This is a genomic window from Enterobacter sp. 725m/11, from assembly GCF_011683705.1.
In the GTDB taxonomy this organism is placed as follows: Bacteria; Pseudomonadota; Gammaproteobacteria; order Enterobacterales; family Enterobacteriaceae; genus Enterobacter; species Enterobacter bugandensis.
This window is the reverse complement of record NZ_JAAQOK010000039.1, coordinates 23,055-48,261: the sequence shown is the minus strand read 5'-3', so window position 1 is coordinate 48,261 and position 25,207 is coordinate 23,055. Positions and strand designations below refer to the sequence as shown.

The window sequence follows — 25,207 nt, the reverse complement described above, 5'->3', positions numbered from 1 at the left end:
AGATGTGTATAAGAGACAGCCTCCTCCACCGCCGCCTTCACCGGCGGCGTCATCGGGTAATAAAACCCGACAATGTCCGGCTGAATTCCTAAAAACAACACCTCGCCCACGTCGTCTTTAATCTGATCGACCAGGTAGTTCAGCGGCATATTGTGGGTGGTCATCATAAACATCTCGGCGATGTCGTCCGGATCAATCAGGCGGATCTCGCCCGGGTTGAGCCCCATATCGGTGGCATCGACGATTAGCAGCCTTTCCGGGTGCAGCTCGCGAATGGCGACCACATCGTTTTCCGGCGCGCTACCGCCGTCGATTACCACCCAATCGCCCTGCGGGTTCGCGGCGCACATTTCTGCCAGAAGCGGGCCCGCGCCGTCGTCGCCCATCATGCTGTTGCCGACACACAGTAAAACGTCAGTCACGTAATCTCCTCACCATCAGGTAGATGGCGCTCTCCTGATGAATATCGTGCAGCATGCCGAGCAGCGTTTTGCTCCACGCCTGCTGCGCCGGGGTTTGCCTGCCGAGCGCCGCGTCAAAGGCGTTGGCGAGCATCGTGATATGGTTGGCGTCGATAACGATCTCGCCGTACTTCGGTACGCCCTCCATCTTGCGCCGCGCGGTGCTGCCCTCCTCCAGCGTGGCGATCCACGCCAGGTATTCCGTCCACGGGCAGCTGAGCGCCGCCTCCAGGCAGTCGATCACCCCGAGGTGGTGCCCAATCGCCAGGCTGTAATAGACCACCTGCTGCGCCGCATCCGGCGTGGCATCGTTCTCATCAATAAACTTACGGCTCAGCTGGCTGAACACCACCGTTTCACTCATCGGATACGCGCCTCATCCACAATGCTGTTCAGGTTTGCCACGATCTCATTGAGACGCGGATCGTTTTCCGCCTCCAGCCAGCGCGCCACCTGATGGTCGCCCTGGCTCAGCAGGCGCAGGTAATCGTCGGCAATCTGACGCCCGTAGCGATAGCCCGCCAGCCTGCGCGCCGTGCGGTCCACCTTCACGCGCAGCGGCTGCACCATGTCCGGATGCAGAATGGCTGCGGGCTGGTTGTCGATCTCGCCAGGTGCGCGGGCGTGGATCTTCTGCTCCAGCAGGCCGAGCGCCATCGCAAAGCCGTACAGCGTGGCGGCGGGCGTCGGCGGGCAGCCCGGAATATAGACATCCACCGGCACGATTTTGTCGGTGCCGCCCCAGACGCAGTAAAGATCGTGGAAGATGCCGCCGCTGTTGCCGCAGGCGCCGTAGGAGATGCAGATTTTCGGATCCGGCGCGGACTGCCAGGCGCGCAGCGCGGGCGATCGCATGGCGCGGGTCACCGCCCCGGTAAACAGCAGAATGTCCGCATGACGCGGGGACGGTACCACTTTGATGCCGAAGCGCTCGGCGTCAAATAGCGGCGACAGGGTGGCGAAGATCTCGATCTCACAGCCGTTGCAGCCGCCGCAGTCCACGCGGTAGACGTAGGCCGAGCGTTTGATTTTTTTCAGTAGCGACGCTTTCATGCTGGCGATGGACTCCTCCACCGTCAGCGGCACCGGAATGCCGTTATCGTCGCGCGGGCCGAGTAAGTTTTCCATCAGCTGGCCTCTCTCATATGGCGGGTAATATCAATGCGGTCGGACGGCAGCAGGCACTTCTGACGTTTGCACTCCGGGCAGGTTTCGAAGCTTTCGCGGTGATGCTCCGCGCGGGCGTCGCCGTTGTGCTGCAGCAGCGCGATCGCGTAGTCGATCTCTTTTTGCACGGCGAACGGACGCTTGCAGACGCGGCAATTGCACAGCGCGAAGCGCGACTGCTGGAGAAAATCCTCTTTTTTCCACACCGCCAGCTCGTACTCCTGGGAAAGTCGAATGGCGACCGTCGGGCAAACCTCCTCGCAGCGGCCGCAGAAGATGCAGCGCCCGAGGTTAAACTGCCAGGCCAGCTCGCCGGTTTTGAGGTCCGTTTCCACCGTTAAGGCGTTCGACGGGCAGGCGTTGACGCAGGCCGCGCAGCCGATGCACTGCTGCGGGTTGTGCTCCGGCTTGCCGCGAAAGTTTTTATCCACCGGGATCGGCTCCAGCGGATAGCTGCTGGTCTGCGCGCCGGTTTTGATCACTTTTTTGATAAAGGTAAACATGGCGTGTCCTTATTTCAGCGGCGAGTTCTTGCGCTCGATGCTGTAGCGCTCAAGCTCTTTGTACGGCACCACCTGGCTTTTCTTCTTGCGCACGTCCACCACCGTCATGCGGTCAGTGCAGGAGTAGCACGGATCGAGGCTGCCGATGATCAGCGGCGCGTCAGAGACCGTGTTACCGCGCAGCATATAGCGCAGAGTAGGCCAGTTGGCGTAGGTCGCAGCGCGACAGCGCCAGCGGTAAAGCTTCTGATTGTCGCCGGTCATGCTCCAGTGAATGTCATCCCCGCGCGGCGCTTCGGCAAAGCCGAGGGCAAAGCGGTTTGGAATATAGGTGAAGCCTTCTACCATCAGCGGACCGCCCGGCAGGTTATCGAGGCCAAAGTCAATCATGTTCAGGGCGGTGTAGACCTCGTTAATACGCACCTTGAGGCGAGAAATAACGTCGCAGCCCTGTTCGCTGTGCACGGTCATCGGCAGCAGGCCGTAGCCGACGAACGGGTGATCGGCGCGGGTGTCGCGGGCGTGGCCGCTGGCGCGCACCATCGGGCCGACATTGCTGAAGTCGCGGGCAATTTCCGGATCGAGGCGACCAATCCCGACGGTGCGCTGCTCGATGTTTGGCGTGCTGAGCAGCATGTCCACCAGCTCCTGCACGTCGCGACGCATCTGCTGCGCCAGCTGGCGAGTCTTGATCATGTCGTCTTTCAGCAGGTCGCGGCGGATCCCGCCGATCAGGTTCAGGCCGTAAGTTTTACGCGCCCCGGTGAGAATTTCCGCCATTTTCATCGACGCTTCGCGCACGCGGAAGAACTGCATAAACCCGGAGTCAAAGCCGACGAAGTGGCAGGCCAGACCGAGGTTTAGCAGGTGCGAGTGCAGGCGCTCCACCTCCAGCAGAATGGCGCGGATCATCTGCGCGCGCTCCGGCACCACGATCCCCATACCGTTCTCCACCGAGGTGGTGTAGGCGGTGCTGTGGGCGAAGCCGCAGATGCCGCACACGCGGTCAGAGAGGAACGTGACCTCGTTGTAGCCCATGCGGGTTTCCGCCAGCTTCTCCATGCCGCGGTGGACGTAGAACAGGCGGTAGTCAGCGTCGATGATATTTTCGCCGTCGACGAACAGGCGGAAGTGGCCCGGTTCGTCGGAGGTGACGTGCAGCGGGCCGATCGGCACCACGTTGTTCTTCTTGCTGCCCAGCTCGTTGATGAACTCGTAGGTTTCGCTGTCGGTGGTCGGGGCCGGACGCTGGCGGTAATCCATGCTGTCCTTGCGCAGCGGATAGAGTTCATCCGGCCAGTCGTCCGGCAGCACCAGACGACGCTCGTCCGGCAGGCCGACCGGCACCAGGCCGTACATGTCGCGCACCTCGCGCTCACCCCAGACGGCAGCAGGAACGCGCGGCGTCACGGACGGGTATTCCGGCTTATTCGGGTCGACTTCGACGCGCACGGTGAGCCAGCACTTCTCGCCCTGCTCCATCGACATCACGTAGTACACCGCGTAGTTACCGCACAGCTGGCGCTCGTCGTTACCGAACAGCACCGACAGCCAGCCGCCCTGCTGGTAATAGAGAAACTCCACCACTTCCGGCAGGTAGTTCACCTTCACGGTAATGGTGATCTGATCTTTGGTTTGCCAGGACTCCTCCAGCACCACGCCGGGGAAAGCCTGATGCAACGCGGCGAGATACTGCTGACCTTTCTTTTCTTCAGACATAAACACTCTCTTTAATCACGCCACCAGCAAGGAGACGAACGCTAAAAATGCAAAACCAAAACCGGCCCAGGTGATGCGCGAGGTTGCCGCAAAACGCAGGCGCGCCATGCTGTTTTCAAACAGGGCGATGACCAGCACGCCGACCAGCAGCTTGAGGGCGGCCACCACCACGGCCAGCAGCAGGCCGCCTGCAGAGAAGTACGTCATCTGCCCCCACGGGAAGAAAACGCCAACAAACATCTGCAACACCACCAATTGCTTAAGGCTGATGCCCCACTTCAGCACCGCAAAGCCGTAGCCGCTGTACTCGGTGAGCGGCCCTTCCTGCAGCTCCTGCTCCGCTTCCGCGAGATCGAACGGCAGCTTGCCCATCTCAATAAACGTGGCGAACGCGCAGGCGCAGAGTGCCAGCACGAGCGGGATGGAGCGGGCCACCGGCCAGTGGTAAACGGTGTCGGTGATAAAACTGATGTGGGTCGAACCTGCAACCTGCGCGGCCACCCACAGCCCCAGCAGCAGGATCGGTTCAACCAGCACGCCGAGCATCGCCTCGCGGCTGGCGCCGATGCCGGTAAACGGGCTGCCGGTGTCCAGGCCCGCAATCGCAAAGAAGAAGCGCGCGATGGCGAAGAGATAGATGAGCGTAATCAGATCGCCGAGCACCGGCAGCGGCGAGCCTACCGTGACCACCGGCAGCGCGGTGGCGATGGTGAGCATCACGCCGACCATCACGAACGGCGTCAGGCGGAACACCCAGCCCGCGGCATCCGGCGCGACGCTCTGGCGGGAGAGCAGTTTGAAGAGATCGCGGTACTCCTGGAGCATGCCAGGCCCGCGACGGTTGTGCATTCGGGCGCGCGCCACGCGCGTGATGCCCGACAGCAGCGGCGCGGCGGCGAACAGCACCAGCGCCTGAAGAATTGCCAGTAAAAGACTCATGTCAGGCTCCTCGTGAAATCACAATCACTACCAGCACCGCCAGCTCGATCAGCGCCAGTCGGCGGAACAGCACGGGCACGGCAGCACTCTGCCAGCCCGGCACCCAGCCCTGCGGGTTAAGCCACTGGCGCAGCTTCAGCACGGCGGCGAAGTTCTCCTTCACCGGCATGGCAAAACCGTGGGCGGTGATAACCATTGACGGCTCGTGTTCATAACCGCAGGCCCACGCCGCGCCGCGAGAGCGGGAGGCGAGACGGTCGCGTCTGAAGAACAGCATCAGCACGAACGGCAGGAGCGGCCCGGCGATCAGCAGCAGCGCAATCATCGGCTGGGAGACAACGGTATGCGCCGTCGCCAGCGGCAGCGGAACGGCGTGGCCCAGCAGCGGCAGCAGCCACGGCGCGGCAACCCCACCCGCAATGCAGCACAGCGCCAGCGCGACCACGCTGGTGGCCATCAGTACCGGGGCGCAGCAGGCGTTTTCCGCTTCACGGGTACGCGGCGCGCCGAGGAAGGTGACGCCGTAGACCTTCGCCATGCACATCACCGCCAGCGCCCCGGTAATCGCCAGGCCCACCGCCAGCAGCGGGCCGAGCAGCCGCGCGATAAACGCGTCGCTCTGGCCGAGCGCGAAGAAGGACTGATAGATCACCCACTCCCCGGCAAAGCCGTTCAGCGGCGGCAGCGCGGCCATCGCCATCAGCCCCACCAGCATGGCGAGTGAAATCATCGGCATCTTTTTGCCAATCCCACCGAGCTTTTCGATATCGCGATGGCCGGTGCGGAACCAGACGCTGCCCGCGCCGAGGAACAGAGTGGTTTTAAACAGGCTATGGTTGACGAGGTGATACAGACCGCCGATAAACCCGGCGGCAATCAGCGCCGGTTGGTTGAGCGCCAGCCCGGTGACGCCCGCGCCCATGCCGAGCAGGATGATGCCGATGTTTTCCAGGGTGTGATAGGCCAGCAGACGCTGGATGTTGTGCTCCATCAGGGCGTACAGCCCGCCGACAAAGGCGGTGATCATTCCCGCAATCAGCAGCGCTACCCCCCACCACAGCGGCGGCTGACCGCCCGTCAGGGTAATCGTCAAAATGCCGAACAGACCGACCTTCATTACCACCGTCGAAAACAGCGCGGCGGCGGGCGCAGAGGCATTCGCGTGCGCCTGCGGGACCCAACCGTGCAGCGGGATAATCCCGGCCAGCAGGCCAAAGCCGACTGCGCCCAGCAGCCAGACGTCGTTCCCCAGCGGCTGGCCGTTAAGCGCGGCAAAGTCCAGGGTGCCAAAACGCTGCCACACCAGCCAGCAGGCCAGCGCCAGCAGCAGCGTGCCGAGGCGTCCGAGCGCAAACCATAGCTTGCTGGAGGCGCTGCAGCCGGTCAGGAACACGCCACACAGCGCCATGATCTCCGCCATCACCACCAGCGCGCCGAGGTTGCTGGCGATAACCGTGCAGACCGCGGCGGCCATCAGCAGATTGACCAGCAGGCCGTTGGCTTTGGTCTGCTGATGGCGGTGCCAGTCAATATTGAACAGGCTGATAAACAGCCCGCACAGGCCAAAGGTCACCAGCCAGATGGCGTTCAGCGGCGTAATCGCCACGGTATGGCGAATCAGCGGCATGAGTGTTTCCACTGATTGTCCGCCGAGCAGGACGACACCGCCCGCCGCCAGCGTCATCAGGCTGCCGACTGCCCCGCCGATACCGGCTATCCAGCCGCTCAGGGTTTTATGGAAAGAGAACACCAGCGCCAGCGCGGCGGCAGCGGCAAAGTACGCCACGGCGCTGTTAATCATAAATATCGCGTTCATTTCGCCCCCTCGTTTAGCGCCTGCAGAAGCGAAAGATCGCCGACGTCGGTATTAATGGTCAGCTCGCGCTTGCGCCTGCTGGTGCGGGCGATATCGCGGATGTTAACCAGGATCAGCGCTTTGGTCGGGCAGGTCCGCACGCAGGCCGGGCCCTGTTCGTCAAAGCTGCACAGGTCGCACTTCACCGCAATAGCGCGGATGCCGGGCACCCAGTCCAGCAGCGTGCTCACGCGTGCCGGAGCCGGTGGCGCAGGCGGCGCTTTCGGGGTATTGGCGTTCGCCGGGATATGCAGCGGGCGGCTGCCGGAGAATTCAATGGCACCGAACGGGCAGGCGATGCCGCACAGCTTGCAGCTCACGCACAGGCTTTCGTTCAGCTGGACCGCGCCATCGACGCGGGTGATGGCATTGACGGGACAGACGCCCGCGCAAGGGGCATCTTCACAGTGGTGGCAGAGCTGCGGGGCAGACTCTTTCTCATTACGCATGACGCGCAGGCGCGGCATGGACTGCAGCCCGTGCAGGCGGTGCGTTTCCGAACACGCCGCCTCACAGGTCCGACAGCCAATACAGACCGTCGAGTCAGCAATTACAAAACGGTTCACCGGGCAATCCTCTGGTGATGGTCATTTTTGACGACGAAAAACTGTCTCATCGACACTTTTCGACATTCGGTTATCAGGCAAGATTTGCGGGGGCCTTTCCCGCGACGAGCTGTTTGAGGTCGACCGGCAAGTCGTGCTCAACCGCGGCGTAGAGACCGTTGTAAACCGGCGCGATTTTCTCCAGATAGTGCTCAAGCACCTGCTGGCGATCGCGGTTGCTGACGTAGCCGTCGACCATGCCGTCGGCCATCAGCTGCGCCTGCGCAATACGTTGTTTTTCACCCTCTTTATTCTCAACGTAGTACTCGATGGTGTGGCTGTTAAAGCTGTCTGCCAGGGTCACAAAGACCGTGAAATGACCGAACAGGACAAAGCGCATATCCCCCTGCGCCGCGCAGCTCATTGCATGATGCAGTCGGGCTTTTGACAGGGTGATCCCCTGAACCAGAGAGTTACAGTAGAGGTGCCACTGATCCTGAAGCTGCTGGTGGCGCTGCGCGATGTAATCCGCTTTTTCGCTAATTTCCCAAATAGTCATAGAAGGTATCCGGTTAATGGAGATAGCGGCTGTTAAGCAGATTCCGTGCCAGTTTTTAATTTGTTGATTTGAATGATTTTTATCAAAAAAGACACTGTCAACGCCGCCGTGTCGACGTGTCATTTCGACAGCGCTGACATCGTCACGCCGTAACGCAAATCAAGCTGGCACCGTTATTGCATTTACTGGCGCAAATCATTGAGGAGGCGTCATGCACGAAATCACCCTCTGCCAGCGGGCTCTGGAACTTATCGAACAGCAGGCAGTGCAAAACCACGCGAAGCGCGTCACCGGCGTCTGGCTGAAGGTCGGGGCGTTTTCCTGCGTCGAGACCAGCGCCCTGAACTTTTGTTTTGAGCTGGTGTGCCGCGGCACGCTGGCGGAAGGCTGCGCGCTGCATATCGACGAGCAGCAGGCGGAGTGCTGGTGCGAGCAGTGCCAGCAGTACGTCACCCTGCTCTCATCAAAGGTTCAGCGCTGCCCGCAGTGTCAGAGCACGGATCTTCGCATCGTGGCGGATGACGGTATGCAGATCCAACGCCTCGAAATCGAGAAGGAGTAATGTATGTGTAGCACCTGCGGTTGCGCCGAAGGCAACCTGTATATAGAAGGGGATGAACACCGTCCCCACTCCGCGTTTCGCTCCGCGCCCTTTTCCCCTGCCCCGCGTCCTGCGGCGGCCCTGACCGGCATCACCTTTGCGCCGCAGCGTTCCGACGCGGGCGATCTGCATTACGGCCACGGCGAAGCGGGCACCCACGCGCCGGGCATAAGCCAGCGCCAGATGCTGGAGGTGGAGATCGACGTGCTGGACAAAAATAACCAGATCGCCGCCCGCAACCGCGCCCGCTTTGCCGCGCGTCAACTGCTGGTGCTGAACCTGGTCTCCAGCCCCGGCTCCGGCAAAACCACGCTGCTGACCGAAACGCTCACGCGCCTGAACGAACGCGTCTCCTGCGCGGTGATCGAAGGCGATCAGCAAACCGTTAACGACGCAGCGCGCATCCGCGAAACCGGGACGCCCGCCATCCAGGTTAACACCGGCAAGGGCTGCCACCTGGATGCGCAGATGATTGCCGACGCCGCCCCTCGCCTGCCGCTGGCGGATAACGGCATCCTGTTTATCGAAAACGTCGGTAACCTGGTATGCCCGGCAAGCTTCGACCTCGGCGAACGGCATAAAGTGGCGGTGCTCTCCGTGACTGAAGGAGAGGACAAGCCGCTGAAGTACCCGCACATGTTCGCCGCCGCCTCCCTCATGCTGCTGAACAAAGTCGATCTGCTGCCGTACCTGAACTTCGACGTGGATAAGTGCCTTGCCTATGCCCGCGAGGTGAACCCGGACATTCACATCCTGCTGGTTTCCGCCACGCGCGGCGACGGCATGGACGCCTGGTTGGACTGGCTGGAGAGCGAACGATGTGCATAGGCGTACCGGGACAAATCCATTCCCTCGACGGCAATCAGGCTAAAGTGGAGGTTTGCGGCATCCTGCGCGACGTCGACCTGACGCTGGTGGGCAGCACCGATGAGACGGGCGCGTCGCGCCTCGGCCAGTGGGTGCTGGTCCACGTGGGGTTTGCGATGAGCGTGATTAACGAAGCGGAAGCCCGCGACACGCTGGACGCGCTGCAAAACATGTTTGACGTGGAGCCGGACGTGGGCGCGCTCCTGTACGGCGAGGAGCGCTAGCCTATGCGTTACGTTGATGAATACCGCGCGCCAGAACAGGTGATGCAGCTTATCGGACATCTGAAAACGCGCGCGGCGCTGCTGGACTACACGAACGAAAGGCCGCTGCGGATCATGGAGGTGTGCGGCGGGCACACGCACGCCATCTTCAAGTTTGGCCTCGACCAGCTGCTGCCGGAGAACATCGAGTTTATTCACGGCCCCGGCTGCCCGGTGTGCGTTTTGCCGATGGGGCGTATCGACAGCTGCATCGAAATTGCCGGCCAGCCCAACGTCATTTTCTGCACCTTTGGCGACGCGATGCGCGTGCCGGGGAAAAACGGCTCGCTGCTGCAGGCGAAGGCGCGCGGCGCGGACGTGCGGATCGTTTACTCGCCGATGGATGCCCTGACGCTGGCAGAGGCTAACCCTGAGCGCAAGGTCGTCTTTTTCGGGCTGGGTTTTGAAACCACCATGCCCGCTACGGCCATCACGCTGCAGCAGGCGAAAGCGCGCAACGTCACTAACTTTTTCTTTTTCTGCCAGCATATTACGCTCATTCCCACGCTGCGCAGCCTGCTCGAAGAGCCAGACAACGGCATCGACGCGTTTCTGGCGCCGGGCCACGTCAGCATGGTGATTGGCACAGACGCCTACGGTTTTATCGCTGATCAGCACAATCGTCCGTTAGTGGTGGCTGGTTTCGAACCGCTTGATCTACTGCAAGGCGTAGCCATGCTGGTTGAGCAGAAAATAGCGTCCCTGAGCGCGGTCGAAAACCAGTACCGCCGCGTGGTGCCCGATGCGGGAAATGAACGGGCGCAGCAGGCGATAGCTGACGTGTTTAGCGTTGAGGGCGACAGCGAGTGGCGCGGGCTGGGGCTGATTGCCGAATCCGGCGTGCGCCTGACGCCTGCCTATCGCGAATTTGATGCCGAAGCGCACTTCCGCCCTCAGCCGCAGCAGGTGTGCGACGATCCCCGGGCCCGCTGCGGCGAGGTGCTTACCGGCAAATGCAAACCTCATCACTGCCCGCTATTTGGCAACACCTGTAACCCGCAAACCGCGTTTGGCGCGCTGATGGTCTCCTCTGAAGGGGCATGCGCCGCGTGGTATCAGTATCGCAACCAGGAGTGTGAAGCATGAACACGGTGGAAATGGCGCACGGAAGCGGTGGACAGGCGATGCAGCAGCTGATTAACCGGCTGTTCATGGAGGCCTTTAATAACCCCTGGCTCGCCGAACAGGAGGATCAGGCGCGCATCGCGCTCTCAACCCTCACCGCACACGGCGACCGGCTGGCGTTCTCCACTGACAGCTACGTGATTGACCCGCTATTCTTCCCGGGCGGCGATATTGGCAAGCTCGCCGTCTGCGGTACGGCCAACGACGTGGCCGTCAGCGGCGCCATTCCGCGCTACCTCTCGTGCGGATTTATCCTCGAAGAAGGATTACCGATGGAGACGCTTGCGGCAGTGGTCAACAGCATGGCGCACACCGCCCGCGAGGCGGGGATCGCTATCGTCACCGGGGATACCAAAGTGGTCCAGCGCGGCGCGGCGGATAAGCTCTTCATCAACACCGCCGGAATGGGGGCGATCCCCGCCGACGTTCACTGGGGCGCGCAGCAGCTTTCGGTGGGCGACGTGCTGATTGTCAGCGGAACGCTGGGCTGCCACGGGGCAACCATCCTGAACCTGCGCGAAGGCCTGGGGCTGGACGGCGAGCTTCGCAGCGACTGCGCGGTGCTCACCCCGCTTATCCAGACGCTGCGCGACATACCGGGCGTCAAAGCCCTGCGCGACGCCACCCGGGGCGGGGTGAATGCCGTTGTCCACGAGTTCGCCGCAAGCAGCGGGTGCGGGATTGAACTGAGCGAGCGCGACCTGCCCGTTAAGCCTGCCGTGCGGGGGCTGTGTGAGCTTTTAGGGCTTGACCCGCTAAACTTTGCCAACGAGGGCAAGCTGGCGATCGGCGTGGAACGTTCGGCGGCGGAAGCCGTACTTGAACAGCTGAGAGCGCATCCCTTAGGGAAAGACGCGGCCATCATTGGCGACGTGGTTGAGCGCAAAGGGGTGCGCCTGACCGGACTTTACGGCGTGAAGCGCACGCTGGATCTGCCGCACGCTGAGCCGTTACCCCGAATTTGCTAGAACCGCGCCATAAGCGGTCAGCAGTGAAGTCTCTTTTTTGCCAGTTTCTATTGGAAAGCAATAATGCCGTATACACCGATGAGCGATCTTGGACAGCAGGGCCTGTTTGACATCACGCGCACACTTTTACAACAGCCCGATCTCGGCGCGCTGAGCGATGCCCTGACACGGCTGGTCAGGCAATCGGCGCTGGCGGACAGCGCGGCGATTGTGCTCTGGCATAGCGGAACGCACCGCGCGAGCTACTATTCCACGCGCGAGAATGGCAAAACGTTTGAATACGAAGACGAAACGTACCTCGCGCACGGCCCGGTGCGCCGCATTCTCTCCCGGCCTGAAGTGCTGCACTGCAATTTTGAAGAGTTTCGGATGGCATGGCCGCGGCTGGCAGAGAGCAATCTCTATCAGCCTTTCGGTCATTACGGCATGCTGCCGCTGGCGGCGGAGGGCCATATCTTTGGCGGCTGCGAGTTTATCCGCTATACCGACCAGCCCTGGAGCGAGGCGGAGTACGAGCGGCTGCACACCTTTGCCCAGATTGTGGCCGTTGTCGCGGAGCAGATCCAAAGCCGCGTCACCAATAACGTGGATTACGACCTGCTGAGCCGCGAGCGCGATAACTTCCGCATTCTGGTCGCCATCACCAACGCCGTACTCTCAAGACTCGACATGGACGAGCTGGTCAGCGAAGTCGCCAAGGAGATCCACCACTATTTCAGGATCGACGCCATCAGCATCGCGCTACGCGGGAACCGCAAAGGCAAGCTGAACATCTACTCCACCCACTATCTTGATGAGGCCAATCCGGCGCACGAGCAGAGCGAGGTGGACGAAGCGGGCACCCTTTCTGAGCGGGTATTTAAAAGCAAAGAGATCCTGCTGCTGAATCTTAGCGAGCAGGACCCGGTGGCGCCGTACGAGCGGATGTTGTTTAACACCTGGGGCAACAAAATTCAGACCCTGTGCCTGCTGCCGCTGATGTCCGGCAGCACCATGCTTGGGGTGCTCAAACTGGCGCAGTGCGATGAAGCCGTGTTTACCACCGCCAACCTGAAGCTGCTGCGCCAGATCGCCGAGCGTATTTCCATCGCGCTGGATAACGCCCTCGCCTATCAGGAGATCCACCGCCTGAAAGAGCGGCTGGTGGACGAAAACCTGGCGCTGACCGAACAGCTCAACAACGTGGACAGCGAGTTTGGCGAAATCATTGGGCGCAGCGATGCCATGTACAGCGTCCTCAAGCAGGTTGAAATGGTTGCCCAGAGCGACAGCACGGTGCTGATCCTCGGTGAAACCGGCACCGGTAAAGAGCTGATAGCCCGCGCCATTCATAACCTGAGCAACCGCAACAGCCGGCGGATGGTGAAGATGAACTGCGCGGCGATGCCCGCGGGTCTGCTGGAAAGTGACCTCTTCGGCCACGAGCGCGGCGCGTTTACCGGGGCCAGCAGCCAGCGGCTGGGCCGTTTCGAACTGGCGGATAAAAGCTCGCTGTTCCTCGACGAAGTGGGCGATATGCCGCTGGAGCTGCAGCCCAAGCTGCTGCGCGTTTTGCAGGAACAGGAGTTTGAGCGCCTCGGCAGCAACAAGCTTATCCAGACCGACGTGCGGCTGATTGCCGCCACCAACCGCGACCTGAAAAAGATGGTCGCCGACCGCGAGTTTCGCAGCGATCTTTACTATCGCCTGAACGTCTTTCCGATCTGCCTGCCGCCGCTGCGCGAGCGCCCGGAAGATATTCCGCTGCTGGTGAAGGCCTTTACCGCGAAGATTGCCCGCCGGATGGGGAGGAATATCGACAGTATTCCTGCCGAAACGCTACGTACCCTTTCGGCGATGGAGTGGCCGGGGAACGTGCGCGAGCTGGAAAACGTCATTGAGCGCGCGGTGCTGCTGACGCGCGGGAACGTCCTTCAGCTCTCTTTGCCTGAAGTATCCCTTCAGGAAGCCCCCACGCTTTCGGCAGAAGTCGCGCAGGAAGGCGAAGATGAATATCAGCTGATATTGCGCGTGCTGAAAGAGACCAACGGCGTGGTAGCCGGACCGAAGGGCGCAGCTCAGCGGCTGGGGCTGAAACGCACTACCCTGCTCTCTCGCATGAAGCGTCTGGGAATCGATAAAGAGAGCCTGCTTTAACCCGTCATTCCGGCGCCGCTTATGGCGCCGCTTTTCGTCACCCTGCGCAATTGTCCCTCATTGACACAATATATTTTCCTCTGTATAAAATTCCGCCTTAATAATGCGTTTCATTTGCATCAAAAATAATATTAATGAAGGGTAGCGTTTCATGAAGAAGGTCATCTGCGCGTTAGGCCTGGCGATTGCGTCGGTCAGTTCTGCTCTGGCAACCACATATCCTCTGACGATTGAAAACTGTGGCTATAAAGAGACATTCACTAAAGCGCCGGAACGCGTCGTGGCCCTCGGTCAGAACACCGTGGAAATTTTGCTCCTGCTGGGGCTGGAAGATAAGGTCAAAGCCAGCGCCTTCTGGCCGACCAAAGTGCTGCCGCAACTGGCTGAGCAGAATGCAAAAATCAAAACCCTGACCGTCGAAATTCCGACTCTTGAATCCATCCTTGCGCAAAACCCCGATTTTGTTCCTGCACAGCTGCCCCTGCTGCTTGGGCCGGAAAGTAAGGTCGCAAAACGTGAAGATCTGGCTACCGTCGGCGTGAACAGCTATTTATCTCCAGGCATGTGCGCCACCAAAAAAGCGGCAGGCGATATGTACGGCAGCCGCCAGACGCTGTGGGATATGACGTACCTTTATAAAGAGATTGAAGATTTCGCGAAGATTTTCAACGTTGAAGCGCGCGGCCAGGCCGTTATCGCTGATTTCAAAAAACGTGAGGCCGACCTGCGTCAGGAATTTGGTAAAAACAAAAAAGATCTCTCGTTTGTTTTCTGGTTCTCAAGCGCCTCGCCTTCGGCAGATGCATATGTCGGCGGGAAAAACAGCGCCTCCGGTTTTATTGCTAACGTGCTGGGTGGCCATAACGCCATTACCGCTGAGACCGAATGGCCGACCGTCGGCTGGGAAAGTATTATTGCCGCGAACCCTGATGTGATTGTCGTCTCCAGTCTGGACCGCAACCGCTGGGCGCTGGATAACGCGGATGAGAAAATCAAATTCCTGAAAAGCGATCCTGCCGTGAGCCAGCTTGATGCCGTCAAAAAAGGCCATATCGTGGTGATGGACGGTCAGGCGATGAACCCGACGATTCGTACGATTTACGGTGCTGAACAGGTGGGTGAACAGCTCAGAAAACTGGGGCTGAACTGATGACGGCAGCCGTACTTCAGGCCCGCCAGGGCCTGATCCTGACCACTTCCGCTCTGCTTGCCGTTGTCCTGCTGTTTTTAGTGATTGCTCTTGGCGTCAGCGTCGGCGAGCTGTCGATTCCGCTGTCCAACGTCTTTTACGCTATTGGCAATAAGCTGGGGCTGACCGACGTTCCGCTCAACCGCATTTATGAGAGCGTAATCTGGGACTTTCGCCTGAGCCGCGCGCTGGTGGCGGCCTGCTGCGGGGCCGGTTTAGCCATCTGCGGTGCCGTGCTGCAAAGCCTGCTGAAGAACGCGCTGGCGGAACCCTACGTGCTCGGCGTGTCGGCGGGTGCCTCAACCGGGGCGGTATCGGTCGTCGTCCTGGGCATCGGCACCGGCGCGGTATCGCTCTCTGCGGGCGCGTTTGCCGGGGCGTTCGCCGCCTTTGCGTTTGTCGCCTTTCTGACGAACGGCGCGCGCGGCGGCAATGAACGCACCATTCTGGCAGGCGTTGCTGCATCTCAGCTTTTCAACGCCATTACCGCCTACACCATCAGCACCTCCGCCAGCGCGCAGCAGGCGCGCGACGTGATGTTCTGGCTGCTGGGCAGCTTTAGCGGCGTGCGTTGGCCGGAATTCCAGCTGGCGCTGGTTGTCGTGCTGGCGGGCCTTGCCGTCTGCCTCTACTATTCCCGGGCGCTGGACGCCTTTACCTTTGGTGATGACGCGGCTGCCTCCTTAGGCATTGCCGTGCCCTGGGTGCGTCTTGCCCTGTTTACCACCACGGCCCTGATCACCGCGACCATCGTCAGCATGGCGGGCTCAATCGGCTTTGTAGGGCTGGTGGTGCCTCACGTCATGCGCTTCCTGTTCGGGCCGCTGCACCGCACGCTGCTGATTGCCAGCGCGCTGGCGGGGGCGATCCTGATGGTGCTGGCCGATATCGCCTCGCGCATGCTGATTGCCCCGCAGAGCCTGCCCGTCGGCGTGGTCACCGCGCTGGTGGGCGTACCTTTCTTTGCCGTGATTATCTACCGCTCAAGGAATAAGTGATGAGTATCTGCGCTGAAAATATTACCTGGAAGGTAGGCAAAAAAGTTATCGTCAATGGTGTCTCGCTGAAGGTTTCACGCGGCGAAACGGTGGGTTTGCTTGGTCCTAACGGCTGCGGCAAATCGTCCCTTTTGCGTATCCTGGCAGGCCTGCGTCGCCCGGATTCGGGCAGCGTGACCCTGGACGGGCAGGACATTTCCCGCATCGCCAAAAAGCAGCTTGCCCGCCGGGTGGCGTTCGTTGAGCAGCACGGGATGACCGACGCCAATATGCGCGTGCGCGACGTGGTCAAACTTGGACGTATTCCGCACCACTCCCCTTTTTCTAACTGGAGCGCGCAGGATGACGACACCGTCACCGCGGCTCTGCAGCGTGTCGATATGCTGGACCGCAGCGAGCAGGGCTGGCTGAGCCTGTCCGGCGGCGAGCGTCAGCGGGTGCATATTGCCCGCGCGCTGGCGCAAACGCCAACCGAAATCCTGCTGGATGAACCGACCAACCACCTGGATATCCATCATCAGATGCAGCTGATGCAGTTGATCAGCCAATTACCCGTTACCAGTATCGTCGCCATCCACGATCTCAACCACGCTTCAATGTTCTGCGACTCGCTGATTGTGATGCAGAAGGGGCAAATTGTGGCGACCGGAACGCCGCAGGACATCTTATCCGAGTCGTTGCTCTGGGATGTCTTCCGGGTCAAAACCAAAATTGAGATCTCGCCGTTTCATGGCAAAAAGCACATTCACTTTATCGTTTAGGGACGAGTGATCGACAATGTCCCTTCGCCCCGCCACCACGCTCTGGCCGCCCGTTTTACTGGGTAGCCAGTTTGTTTTTAACATTGGTTTTTACGCCGTCGTTCCCTTCCTGGCGGTATTTCTGCGTGACGACATGCTGCTCTCCGGCGGGCTCATCGGGCTGATCCTGGGCCTGCGCACGTTCTCGCAGCAGGGGATGTTTATCGTTGGCGGTGCGCTCTCGGACCGGTTTGGCGCGAAGGTCATCATCCTCAGCGGCTGTATAGTTCGTGTTTCAGGCTATCTGCTGCTGGCCTTCGGGGGATCGCTGTGGCCGATTATTCTGGGCGCGTGTCTGACGGGCGTCGGCGGCGCGCTATTTTCTCCCTCAATTGAGGCTCTGCTGGCGAAAGCGGGTACCCACAGCGAGGCGAAAGGGAAACGAAGCCGGGCAGAGTGGTTTGCGCTCTTTGCCGTCTGCGGGGAGCTCGGCGCGGTACTGGGCCCGGTTGCTGGCGCTCTGCTAACGGGGCTTGGCTTCCGCCAGGTGGCGCTGGCGGGGGCAGGCATCTTTATCATTGCGCTAGTGGTGCTTTACTTCTGTCTGCCTGCTGCCGGGCAACGTTCACAGAAGATAAAAATAGTGCCCTGGTGGACGACGTTCCGCCAGCCGCGCTTTGTCGCCTTTATCATTGCCTACAGCTCCTGGCTGTTAAGCTATAACCAGCTCTATCTGGCGCTGCCGGTGGAGATCCAGCGCTCCGGCGGTAACGAGAAAGATCTCGGCCCGCTTTTTATGCTGGCCTCCGTTCTGATCATTACCTTACAGCTGCCGCTGGCGCGTGTCGCCCGACGCGTGGGCGCGGTGAACATTCTTCCGGTGGGCTTTTTGCTGCTTTCCGCCGCCTTTGCGAGCGTGGCAATGTTTGCGGCAACAGAACCGCCTGAGGGCTGGCTGCGGCTTCTGCCCTCGGTCTCGTTTGTCACGCTGCTGACGCTGGGACAGATGCTGCTGGTGCCCTCAGCAAAAGATCTCATTCCGCGGTTCGCCGATGAATCCACGCTGGGCGCGCACTATGGCGCACTCTCCACCGCCGGTGGTATTGCGGTACTGGCTGGAAACTTGTTATTTGGCAGCCTGCTGGATCGCGCGCTGGTGCCTTCAACGCAGGCGATTTACCCGTGGCTGCTGCTGGCGCTCTTTCCACTCTGCAGCGCGCTGGCCCTGAACGTGATTTGCCGCCCGCTACGAAGCTGATCGGTTCACTTTTTCGGGCGATACTTCTCCGGCAGTTCCGGCACCGGACGACGATCATCCATCAGATGGCGGACGGTCAGAATGGGGTGACGCCATAACATACGCGGGCCTGCCCAGCGCATAATCTGCTTCATCTCTTCACGTCTGGCAGGCTGGTAGCAGTGCACCGGGCATTGTTTACAGGCGGGCTTTTCTTCACCAAAAACGCACTTATCCAGGCGCTTATCAGCATACGCGTTGAGCGCCTGATAATGCCCCGCTTCCTGAGAAGCCTGTGGACACTGCTTTGCGTACAACGCGATCATTTTCGCGATGGTCTCTTTTTCACGTGATATGCGTTTACCGGTCATAGCGACTTACCAAATAATAAGATGCATCAATAATACACTTTAAAACTGTGGATTTCAGGTATTGCATTCCGTTTTCTGAAGCCTGATTCCACTATTAACCCTGCACCTCCTGAAAATCACTGGTATTTTATACAGGCATCAGGAATGACCGTTGTCCGTATAGTCTGGAGACCCTATGAAAGAGATCGCGATCGGCAAACCCTACCGCCATTTAAAAGTGGGATATTTCAGAAAACGTCACGAGGATCGAAAAACGAAGATACCAAAGCGATACAGCGTGCATGCGGCGCTGAGCTTAAAAGGAGACTGGCTTGAAAAGGCGGGCTTTACCACCAACTCCCAGGTCAGGGTGGGCGTTGAGCATGGAAAAATCGTCATTGAGTTAATGTCTGAAGGTGCCTCGTAAAGCCGCCACATTTTTCTGCGCCGTACCTTTTTTTCATGCGACAATAGAACGAACAAACGGCCACTGAGCCGCTCAAAACGGTTTATTTTCAAAGAAATGGACATCATAACTCCATGAGCACAATCGACAATTTCGACGCACATACGCCGATGATGCAGCAGTACCTGAAGCTGAAGGCACAGCATCCGGAAATCCTGCTGTTTTACCGCATGGGCGATTTTTACGAGCTGTTTTATGACGATGCTAAACGTGCGTCGCAGTTGCTCGACATCTCGCTAACCAAACGTGGCGCATCCGCAGGCGAGCCCATCCCGATGGCCGGTATCCCGCACCACGCGGTTGAAAACTATTTGGCCAAGCTGGTGAATCAGGGTGAGTCCGTTGCCATCTGCGAACAAATCGGCGATCCGGCAACCTCGAAAGGCCCGGTTGAGCGCAAAGTTGTGCGCATCGTCACGCCAGGCACCATCAGTGATGAAGCCCTGCTTCAGGAGCGCCAGGATAACCTGCTGGCGGCGCTGTGGCAGGACGGCAAAGGGTTTGGCTACGCCACGCTGGACATCAGCTCCGGGCGTTTTCGCCTGAGTGAGCCGGCTGACCGCGAAACGATGGCTGCCGAACTGCAGCGCACCAACCCGGCAGAATTGCTCTACGCCGAAGACTTCGCCGAAATGGCGCTGATTGAAGGCCGTCGCGGATTGCGCCGTCGCCCGCTGTGGGAATTTGAAATTGATACCGCGCGCCAGCAGCTGAACCTGCAGTTCGGTACCCGCGATCTGATTGGCTTTGGCGTGGAAAATGCTCCACGCGGGCTGTGTGCCGCAGGTTGCCTGCTGCAGTACGTGAAAGACACCCAGCGCACCGCCCTGCCGCATATCCGCTCTATCACCATGGAGCGCCAGCAGGACAGCATCATCATGGATGCCGCCACGCGCCGTAACCTGGAGATCACCCAGAACCTGGCAGGAGGCGTTGAAAACACGCTCGCGTCGGTGCTCGACAGCACGGTGACGCCGATGGGCAGTCGCATGCTGAAACGCTGGCTGCATATGCCGATTCGCGATACCGATACGCTGGTTTGCCGCCAGCAGACGATTGCTGCGTTGCAGGATCGCTATACCGAGCTGCAGCCGGTCCTGCGCCAGGTGGGCGATCTGGAGCGTATCCTGGCCCGTCTGGCTCTGCGCACCGCGCGACCACGCGACCTTGCGCGGATGCGACATGCTTTCCAGCAGCTGCCGGAGCTGCGTGCTCAGCTGAGTGACGTTGACAGCGCGCCGGTACAGAAACTCCGCGAAACGATGGGCGAATTTACTGAACTTCGCGAGCTGCTGGAGCGCGCCATTATTGATGCGCCTCCGGTTCTGGTGCGCGACGGCGGCGTGATTGCTCCAGGCTACAACGAGGAGCTGGACGAATGGCGCGCGCTGGCCGACGGCGCGACGGACTATCTCGATAAGCTGGAAATTCGCGAACGCGAGCGTCTTGGGCTCGACACGCTGAAAGTGGGGTATAACGCGGTACACGGTTACTACATTCAGATCAGCCGCGGGCAAAGCCATCTGGCGCCGATTCACTACGTACGTCGTCAGACCTTGAAAAACGCCGAGCGTTACATCATTCCCGAGCTGAAAGAGTACGAGGACAAAGTACTCACCTCGAAAGGTAAAGCCCTGGCGCTGGAAAAACAGCTGTATGACGAGCTGTTCGACATGCTGATGCCGCACCTTGCTGACCTGCAGCTCAGCGCCAGCGCGCTGGCGGAGCTGGACGTGCTGGTGAACCTGGCTGAACGGGCTGAAACGCTGAACTATACCTGCCCGACCTTTACCGACAAGCCCGGCATTCGCATTACGGAAGGCCGTCACCCGGTCGTTGAGCAGGTGCTGAACGAACCGTTCATCGCCAACCCGCTGAGCCTCTCGCCGCAGAGAAGAATGCTGATCATTACCGGCCCGAACATGGGCGGTAAGAGTACCTACATGCGCCAGACGGCGCTGATTGCTTTGCTCGCGTATATCGGCAGCTACGTCCCGGCGCAAAAAGTGGAGATTGGCCCCATCGATCGTATCTTCACTCGCGTTGGGGCAGCGGACGATCTGGCGAGCGGTCGCTCAACCTTCATGGTCGAGATGACCGAAACGGCTAATATTCTGCATAACGCGACGGAGCACAGCCTGGTGCTGATGGATGAGGTAGGACGCGGAACCTCAACCTATGACGGCCTGTCTCTGGCCTGGGCCTGTGCTGAAAGCCTCGCGAATAAAATCAAGGCCATGACGCTGTTCGCCACCCACTACTTCGAGCTGACGCAACTGCCGGAGAAAATGGAAGGCGTGGCTAACGTTCATCTTGATGCGCTGGAGCACGGCGATACCATTGCCTTTATGCACACGGTGCAGGATGGCGCGGCGAGCAAGAGCTATGGCCTGGCCGTTGCGGCGCTGGCAGGTGTACCAAAAGAGGTGATCAAGCGCGCTCGCCAGAAGCTGCGTGAGCTGGAAAGCCTCTCGCCGAATGCGGCGGCGACGCAGATTGATGGCACCCAGATGTCGCTGTTGGCACCAGCTGAAGAAACGTCGCCTGCGGTGGAAGCGCTGGAGAACCTCGACCCGGATTCACTGACGCCGCGTCAGGCGCTGGAGTGGATTTACCGGTTGAAGAGTCTGGTTTAGTTTTCTGCGGTCTGTTTTGTCGGGTGGCGGCTTCGCCTTACCCGACCTACAAAACCCTTAGGCCCGGTAAGCGCAGCGCTACCGGGCTTATTTTTACAACAGCGGCGGGATCGTCGGCACCTGCGGTGCTTCATCAATATCCTTCTGCGTCATGCGGAACGCTTCCGGGTAATGCTCGCGGCTGGTACGACGCAGCGGTTCGGTATCGCGCCAGGTATAAAGACAATGCTGGCACTGGTAAACGGTCCAGACCCCTTTCATCGGTGACGTCGCCATCACTTCAATATGCTCATCGGCACAACGTGGACAAATCATCTTTTCCTCCTTATTGGCGTGCTGCCAGCATCGCGGTCAGTTTTTCAGCCCAGGCTTTAGTTTCAGGCAGATCCTGTACCGGCTGGCTGTAGTGGCCACGGGTGTCCGGTGCAACAGGCGTGGTGGCATCAATAATCAGTTTGTCGGTAATGCCCGCCGGGCTGGAGCCAGGGTCGAGTTCAAGCACTGACATGTTCGGCAACTGCACCAGATCCCCTGCCGGATTGACCTTCGATGAGAGCGCCCACATCACCTGCGGGAGGTTGAACGGATCGACATCCTCATCCACCATAATCACCATCTTCACGTAGCCCAGACCGTGCGGCGTGGTCATGGCGCGTAAACCGACCGCGCGGGCAAAACCACCGTAGCGTTTTTTGGTGGAGATAATTGCCAGCAGACCGTGGGTGTACATCGCGTTCACCGCCTGCACTTCCGGGAATTCCGCCTTCAGCTGCTGGTAAAGCGGCACGCAGGTGGCTGGTCCCATCAGATAGTCAATCTCGGTCCACGGCATGCCGAGGTAAAGGGATTCGAAGATCGGTTTGGTGCGGTAAGAAACTTTGTCGATACGGACCACCGTCATATTACGGCCACCGGAATAGTGTCCGGTAAACTCGCCGAACGGCCCTTCGATTTCACGTTTGCGGCCTTCAATCACCCCTTCCAGGATCACTTCAGACCCCCACGGCACGTCGAAGCCGGTCAGCGGCGCGGTGGCAATCGGATACGGGCTTTCGCGCAGCGCGCCGGCCATTTCATACTCAGACTGATCGTATTTCAGCGGCGTGGCGCCCATCAGGGTGATGATCGGGTCGTTGCCGAGAGTAATCGCGATCGGCAGATCTTGCCCGCGCTCTTCCGCTTTGTGCAGATGGAGGGCGATATCGTGCATCGGTACCGGCTGCAGGCCGAGCTTGCGCTTGCCCTTGACCTCCATGCGGTAGATCCCGACGTTCTGCTTGCCGAAATGGTCCGGGTCGAGCGGATCGCGCGAGACAACGCACGCTTTATCAAGATAAAAACCGCCGTCACCGTCGTTCAGGCGAAACAGCGGCAGGATATCGAACAGGTTAATGTCTTCACCGTCGACCGTATTTTGCGCCCAGGCCGGGTTAGCGCGGCGCTCCGGCGTAACGGGGAATTTGTCCCAGCGGCGAATAAACTCGTCGATCTGTTTTTTTACCGGGGTATTCGCTGGCAGCCCCATCGATATGGCGTGGTTTTGCCACGAGCCGATGGTGTTCATCACCACGCGGGCATCGGTAAAGACACGAATATTGTCGAACCACAGCGCGGGCGCGCCGTCGCCAATACGGCCTGTGGCGTTGGCTGCCGCCGCCAGATCCGGCTCCGCATTCACCTCTTCCTCAATTTTCAGCAGTTGCCCTTGCTCATCGAGCGCCTGCAGGAAGCTTCTCAAATCATCAAATGCCATCTTTGTTCTCCTGTGAAAAATGTTTCGCCTCCCGCAACCCGTTCCATCGGCGCGCCTTTTTGTGCTCCAGACCAAACTGGTCGAGCACACGGGTCACGATATGCTGGGTGATGTCATCGGCGGTTTGCGGGTGGTTGTAATACGCAGGCATGGGCGGCACCATCGCCACGCCCATGCGGGAAAGCGCCAGCATGTTCTCCAGATGAATGGTGCTGAGCGGCGTTTCGCGGGGAACGAGCACCAGCTTGCGCCCCTCTTTCAGCACCACATCTGCCGCACGGCCCACCAGCCCTTCGGCGTAGCCCGCGCGGATCCCCGCCAGCGTTTTCATGCTGCAGGGAATGACGATCATGCCGTCGGTGCGAAACGAGCCGGAGGAGATAGTGGCGGCCTGGTCAGCCGGGCTGTGAACAACGTCAGCCAGCGCAGCAACGTCCTGCACGCTGTAAGGCGTTTCCAGCTCAATGGTTGTTTTTGCCCACTTCGACATGACCAGATGGGTCTCTACCTCCGGCATTTCCCTCAGCGCCAGCAGCAGCGCCACGCCCAGCGGAGCCCCCGTTGCTCCTGTCATTCCCACGATCAATCTCATTCATCACCTCAATCAATTTGTTCGTGTACGAACATTTATAGATAAATTACTCCCGGATCGCTCTACTGACAAGATCGTTCGTACACGATCACATTAATTGCTAAAAAATCCCGCGTTATCATCCCGGGCTTTAGCGGCTATCATAGGGGGTGATTTTTTCTGTCGGAGTGTTCATGGAACTAAGACAAGAGGCGTTCCACCTGTTACGTCAGCTTTTTCAACAGCATACCGCTAAGTGGCAACATTCCCTGCCGGAACTGACCAAGCCGCAGTATGCGGTTATGCGCTCCATTGCCGAGCACCCGGGCATTGAGCAGGTGGCATTGACCGAAGTGGCGGTCAGCACGAAGGCGACGCTGGCGGAGATGCTCAGCCGAATGGAGGCGCGCGGGCTGGTCAAACGCGAGCACGATCCCGCAGATAAGCGCCGCCGGTTTGTCTTCCTGACGCCGGAAGGCGAAGCCCTGCTTGCAGACTGCCAGCCGGTCGGCAACGAGGTGGATGAGGCGTTTTTAGGGCGTCTTAATAAGGCCGAACGGGAGCAGTTCTCTGCGCTCATCAAAAAGATGATGCACGATTAATTCACCCTGGCGCGCATAAAATCAATAAAGGTGCGCACTTTCGCAGGCACGTGCCGGGCATCCGGATAAACCGCGTGGATGCCCTGCCGCGCGAAGGTATATTCCGGTAAAACCGGGACCAGTTTTCCCGCATCAAGCGCATCGCGCACCAGCCATTCCGGCAGTAACGCCACGCCACTTCCCGCAAGCGCAAAAGCCATAAGCGCCTGCGCGCTGTCGGCAAACAGGCGCGGCGCTTTTTTTATCTCAAGCATTTCAGGCGCACCGCTGGCATCTTTTACCTGCCAGCGCAGCGGCGACGCTAAGCGCTCGTGAATAATCCAGTCGGCTTGCGCCAGCTGCGCAAGCGATTCAACCGGATGATTCATCCGCCATTCCGGCGTCGCGACGGGCAGGATGGAAAAAAGTGAAATCAATGCGGCGTGGTAGCGCGAGTCGGTAAGCGTTCCCAACCGAATAGCCACGTCAAAGCGCTCTGAGATCAGGTCGGCATGGAGTGAAGACGAAACATGACGCACGCGAAGCTCCGGGTGCAGCTGGCTAAACCTTGCCAGCAACGGTACCACGACCCGCGAACCATACTCAGGCGTGGTGGTAATCCGCAATTCCCCCGTGAGTCCTGCATGATTCGCGCGAACATCATCCCGCAGCCGTTCTGCGTCCTTCAGAAGCGCCACGCTGCGCTGATGAAAAAGCGCTCCCGCCTCGGTTAACGTCAGGCGGCGGGTGGAGCGCAGCAGCAGCGTCACCCCCAGCTCGGCTTCGAGCTGGCGAATATTGAAGCTGACCACGGCTTTTGTCAGGCCCAGCGCATCGGCTGCGGCAGTGAAGCTGCCGGTATCGGCCACCGCAACAAACATCTGCGTCCGCTGTAGGTTAATCATCATTACGCCTTTTACCGTCAAAATTTTTTTGACAGTATATCGCGCTTTGTCAGGTTTATCCGTGCTTCCGGGG

27 protein-coding genes are annotated in these 25,207 nt (G+C 59.8%); 13 read left to right on the top strand and 14 right to left on the bottom strand.

Translation table 11 applies throughout. The annotated features are described in order from the left end of the window. The 9 genes from hycI to hycA all read right to left on the bottom strand — a co-directional run. The coding region (gene hycI / locus HBA26_RS16760; protein ID WP_166720961.1) for a hydrogenase maturation peptidase HycI at window positions 1–422 on the bottom strand (422 nt) is incomplete at its 3' end. Beyond that, window positions 415–825, bottom strand: a complete 411-nt coding sequence (locus tag HBA26_RS16755; RefSeq protein WP_059358065.1) for a formate hydrogenlyase maturation HycH family protein — start codon at window positions 823–825, stop codon at window positions 415–417. The genes HBA26_RS16755 and hycI, both read right to left, overlap by 8 nt. Further along, window positions 822–1,589: an NADH-quinone oxidoreductase subunit B family protein gene (locus HBA26_RS16750; protein WP_028014210.1), complete on the bottom strand. Its 768-nt coding sequence runs from the start codon at window positions 1,587–1,589 to the stop codon at window positions 822–824. The genes HBA26_RS16755 and HBA26_RS16750 overlap by 4 nt, the downstream gene beginning before the upstream one ends. Continuing rightward, window positions 1,589–2,131, bottom strand: a complete 543-nt coding sequence (locus HBA26_RS16745) for a formate hydrogenlyase complex iron-sulfur subunit (RefSeq protein ID WP_041908477.1) — start codon at window positions 2,129–2,131, stop codon at window positions 1,589–1,591. Before HBA26_RS16745 ends, HBA26_RS16750 begins: the two co-directional genes overlap by 1 nt. A 9-nt stretch (window positions 2,132–2,140) precedes the next feature. Then, window positions 2,141–3,850 (bottom strand): formate hydrogenlyase subunit HycE, encoded by a 1,710-nt coding sequence (hycE, locus tag HBA26_RS16740; RefSeq protein WP_041908476.1) that lies wholly within the window; start codon window positions 3,848–3,850, stop codon window positions 2,141–2,143. Between the two features lie 15 nt (window positions 3,851–3,865). Continuing rightward, entirely contained in the window at window positions 3,866–4,789 is a 924-nt protein-coding gene (locus tag HBA26_RS16735) for a respiratory chain complex I subunit 1 family protein (RefSeq protein WP_063155080.1), read from the bottom strand. A gap of 1 nt (window position 4,790) precedes the next feature. Further along, entirely contained in the window at window positions 4,791–6,605 is a 1,815-nt protein-coding gene (gene hycC, locus HBA26_RS16730) for a formate hydrogenlyase subunit 3 (RefSeq protein WP_126344966.1), read from the bottom strand. Continuing rightward, complete coding sequence (locus tag HBA26_RS16725; protein ID WP_028014215.1) at window positions 6,602–7,210, bottom strand: 4Fe-4S dicluster domain-containing protein; 609 nt, start codon at window positions 7,208–7,210, stop codon at window positions 6,602–6,604. The genes hycC and HBA26_RS16725 overlap by 4 nt, the downstream gene beginning before the upstream one ends. 73 nt (window positions 7,211–7,283) lie before the next feature. Then, on the bottom strand, window positions 7,284–7,748 hold the full coding sequence (gene hycA / locus HBA26_RS16720) for a formate hydrogenlyase regulator HycA (protein ID WP_047364415.1): 465 nt from the start codon (window positions 7,746–7,748) through the stop codon (window positions 7,284–7,286). A gap of 211 nt (window positions 7,749–7,959) precedes the next feature. Between hycA and hypA the strand changes: the two genes are divergently transcribed. The 10 genes from hypA to HBA26_RS16670 all read left to right on the top strand — a co-directional run bounded on the left by hypA (window position 7,960) and on the right by HBA26_RS16670 (window position 17,893). Beyond that, the gene (hypA, locus tag HBA26_RS16715; RefSeq protein WP_063155082.1) at window positions 7,960–8,310 is read left to right on the top strand and encodes a hydrogenase maturation nickel metallochaperone HypA; all 351 of its coding nucleotides are present in this window, start codon (window positions 7,960–7,962) and stop codon (window positions 8,308–8,310) included. A 3-nt stretch (window positions 8,311–8,313) separates the two neighbouring features. Further along, window positions 8,314–9,177: a hydrogenase nickel incorporation protein HypB gene (gene hypB, locus HBA26_RS16710; RefSeq protein WP_045261247.1), complete on the top strand. Its 864-nt coding sequence runs from the start codon at window positions 8,314–8,316 to the stop codon at window positions 9,175–9,177. Then, entirely contained in the window at window positions 9,168–9,440 is a 273-nt protein-coding gene (locus HBA26_RS16705; protein ID WP_028014219.1) for a HypC/HybG/HupF family hydrogenase formation chaperone, read from the top strand. Before hypB ends, HBA26_RS16705 begins: the two co-directional genes overlap by 10 nt. Window positions 9,441–9,443: 3 nt before the next feature. After that, window positions 9,444–10,565: a hydrogenase formation protein HypD gene (hypD, locus tag HBA26_RS16700; protein ID WP_126344965.1), complete on the top strand. Its 1,122-nt coding sequence runs from the start codon at window positions 9,444–9,446 to the stop codon at window positions 10,563–10,565. Continuing rightward, window positions 10,562–11,572, top strand: a complete 1,011-nt coding sequence (hypE, locus tag HBA26_RS16695) for a hydrogenase expression/formation protein HypE (RefSeq protein WP_063155084.1) — start codon at window positions 10,562–10,564, stop codon at window positions 11,570–11,572. Before hypD ends, hypE begins: the two co-directional genes overlap by 4 nt. A 63-nt stretch (window positions 11,573–11,635) precedes the next feature. Further along, entirely contained in the window at window positions 11,636–13,708 is a 2,073-nt protein-coding gene (gene flhA, locus HBA26_RS16690; protein ID WP_063155085.1) for a formate hydrogenlyase transcriptional activator FlhA, read from the top strand. Between the two features lie 151 nt (window positions 13,709–13,859). Next, a complete protein-coding gene (locus tag HBA26_RS16685; protein WP_028014223.1) occupies window positions 13,860–14,858 on the top strand; it encodes an ABC transporter substrate-binding protein in 999 nt (332 codons plus the stop codon). After that, window positions 14,858–15,895 carry an iron chelate uptake ABC transporter family permease subunit gene (locus HBA26_RS16680; protein ID WP_028014224.1) on the top strand — a complete coding sequence of 346 codons (1,038 nt, stop codon included), beginning with the start codon at window positions 14,858–14,860 and terminating at the stop codon, window positions 15,893–15,895. Before HBA26_RS16685 ends, HBA26_RS16680 begins: the two co-directional genes overlap by 1 nt. Continuing rightward, window positions 15,895–16,656, top strand: coding sequence for an ABC transporter ATP-binding protein (locus HBA26_RS16675; protein WP_041908454.1), 762 nt, complete (start codon window positions 15,895–15,897; stop codon window positions 16,654–16,656). Before HBA26_RS16680 ends, HBA26_RS16675 begins: the two co-directional genes overlap by 1 nt. A 16-nt stretch (window positions 16,657–16,672) precedes the next feature. Then, window positions 16,673–17,893, top strand: a complete 1,221-nt coding sequence (locus tag HBA26_RS16670) for an MFS transporter (protein ID WP_063155086.1) — start codon at window positions 16,673–16,675, stop codon at window positions 17,891–17,893. Window positions 17,894–17,898: 5 nt separating this feature from the next. Here the strand turns inward: HBA26_RS16670 and HBA26_RS16665 are convergent, their stop codons facing one another. After that, on the bottom strand, window positions 17,899–18,243 hold the full coding sequence (locus HBA26_RS16665; protein WP_047364429.1) for a nitrous oxide-stimulated promoter family protein: 345 nt from the start codon (window positions 18,241–18,243) through the stop codon (window positions 17,899–17,901). A gap of 175 nt (window positions 18,244–18,418) precedes the next feature. On the opposite strand from HBA26_RS16665, the gene HBA26_RS16660 reads away from it, so the two are divergent. Together HBA26_RS16660 and mutS are read left to right on the top strand one after the other, a co-directional pair. Continuing rightward, a complete protein-coding gene (locus HBA26_RS16660) occupies window positions 18,419–18,649 on the top strand; it encodes a SymE family type I addiction module toxin (RefSeq protein WP_041908449.1) in 231 nt (76 codons plus the stop codon). 113 nt (window positions 18,650–18,762) lie between these two features. Continuing rightward, window positions 18,763–21,324: a DNA mismatch repair protein MutS gene (gene mutS, locus HBA26_RS16655; RefSeq protein ID WP_045261242.1), complete on the top strand. Its 2,562-nt coding sequence runs from the start codon at window positions 18,763–18,765 to the stop codon at window positions 21,322–21,324. 93 nt (window positions 21,325–21,417) lie between these two features. On the opposite strand, the gene HBA26_RS16650 is transcribed toward mutS, so the two are convergent. The 3 genes from HBA26_RS16650 to HBA26_RS16640 are packed head-to-tail and all read right to left on the bottom strand — an operon-like array spanning window position 21,418 to window position 23,669. Continuing rightward, entirely contained in the window at window positions 21,418–21,639 is a 222-nt protein-coding gene (locus HBA26_RS16650) for a non-oxidative hydroxyarylic acid decarboxylases subunit D (RefSeq protein WP_063158007.1), read from the bottom strand. A gap of 10 nt (window positions 21,640–21,649) precedes the next feature. Next, a complete protein-coding gene (locus tag HBA26_RS16645; RefSeq protein ID WP_126344963.1) occupies window positions 21,650–23,077 on the bottom strand; it encodes a non-oxidative hydroxyarylic acid decarboxylases subunit C in 1,428 nt (475 codons plus the stop codon). Next, window positions 23,067–23,669 carry a non-oxidative hydroxyarylic acid decarboxylases subunit B gene (locus tag HBA26_RS16640; RefSeq protein WP_028014231.1) on the bottom strand — a complete coding sequence of 201 codons (603 nt, stop codon included), beginning with the start codon at window positions 23,667–23,669 and terminating at the stop codon, window positions 23,067–23,069. Before HBA26_RS16640 ends, HBA26_RS16645 begins: the two co-directional genes overlap by 11 nt. Before the next feature lie 173 nt (window positions 23,670–23,842). On the opposite strand from HBA26_RS16640, the gene HBA26_RS16635 reads away from it, so the two are divergent. Continuing rightward, window positions 23,843–24,250: a MarR family transcriptional regulator gene (locus HBA26_RS16635; RefSeq protein ID WP_028014232.1), complete on the top strand. Its 408-nt coding sequence runs from the start codon at window positions 23,843–23,845 to the stop codon at window positions 24,248–24,250. Here HBA26_RS16635 and HBA26_RS16630 read toward each other — a convergent pair. Next, the gene (locus HBA26_RS16630; protein ID WP_126345024.1) at window positions 24,247–25,134 is read right to left on the bottom strand and encodes a LysR family transcriptional regulator; all 888 of its coding nucleotides are present in this window, start codon (window positions 25,132–25,134) and stop codon (window positions 24,247–24,249) included. The two genes, HBA26_RS16635 and HBA26_RS16630, sit on opposite strands and share 4 nt — an antisense overlap. Window positions 25,135–25,207 lie beyond the last annotated feature (73 nt).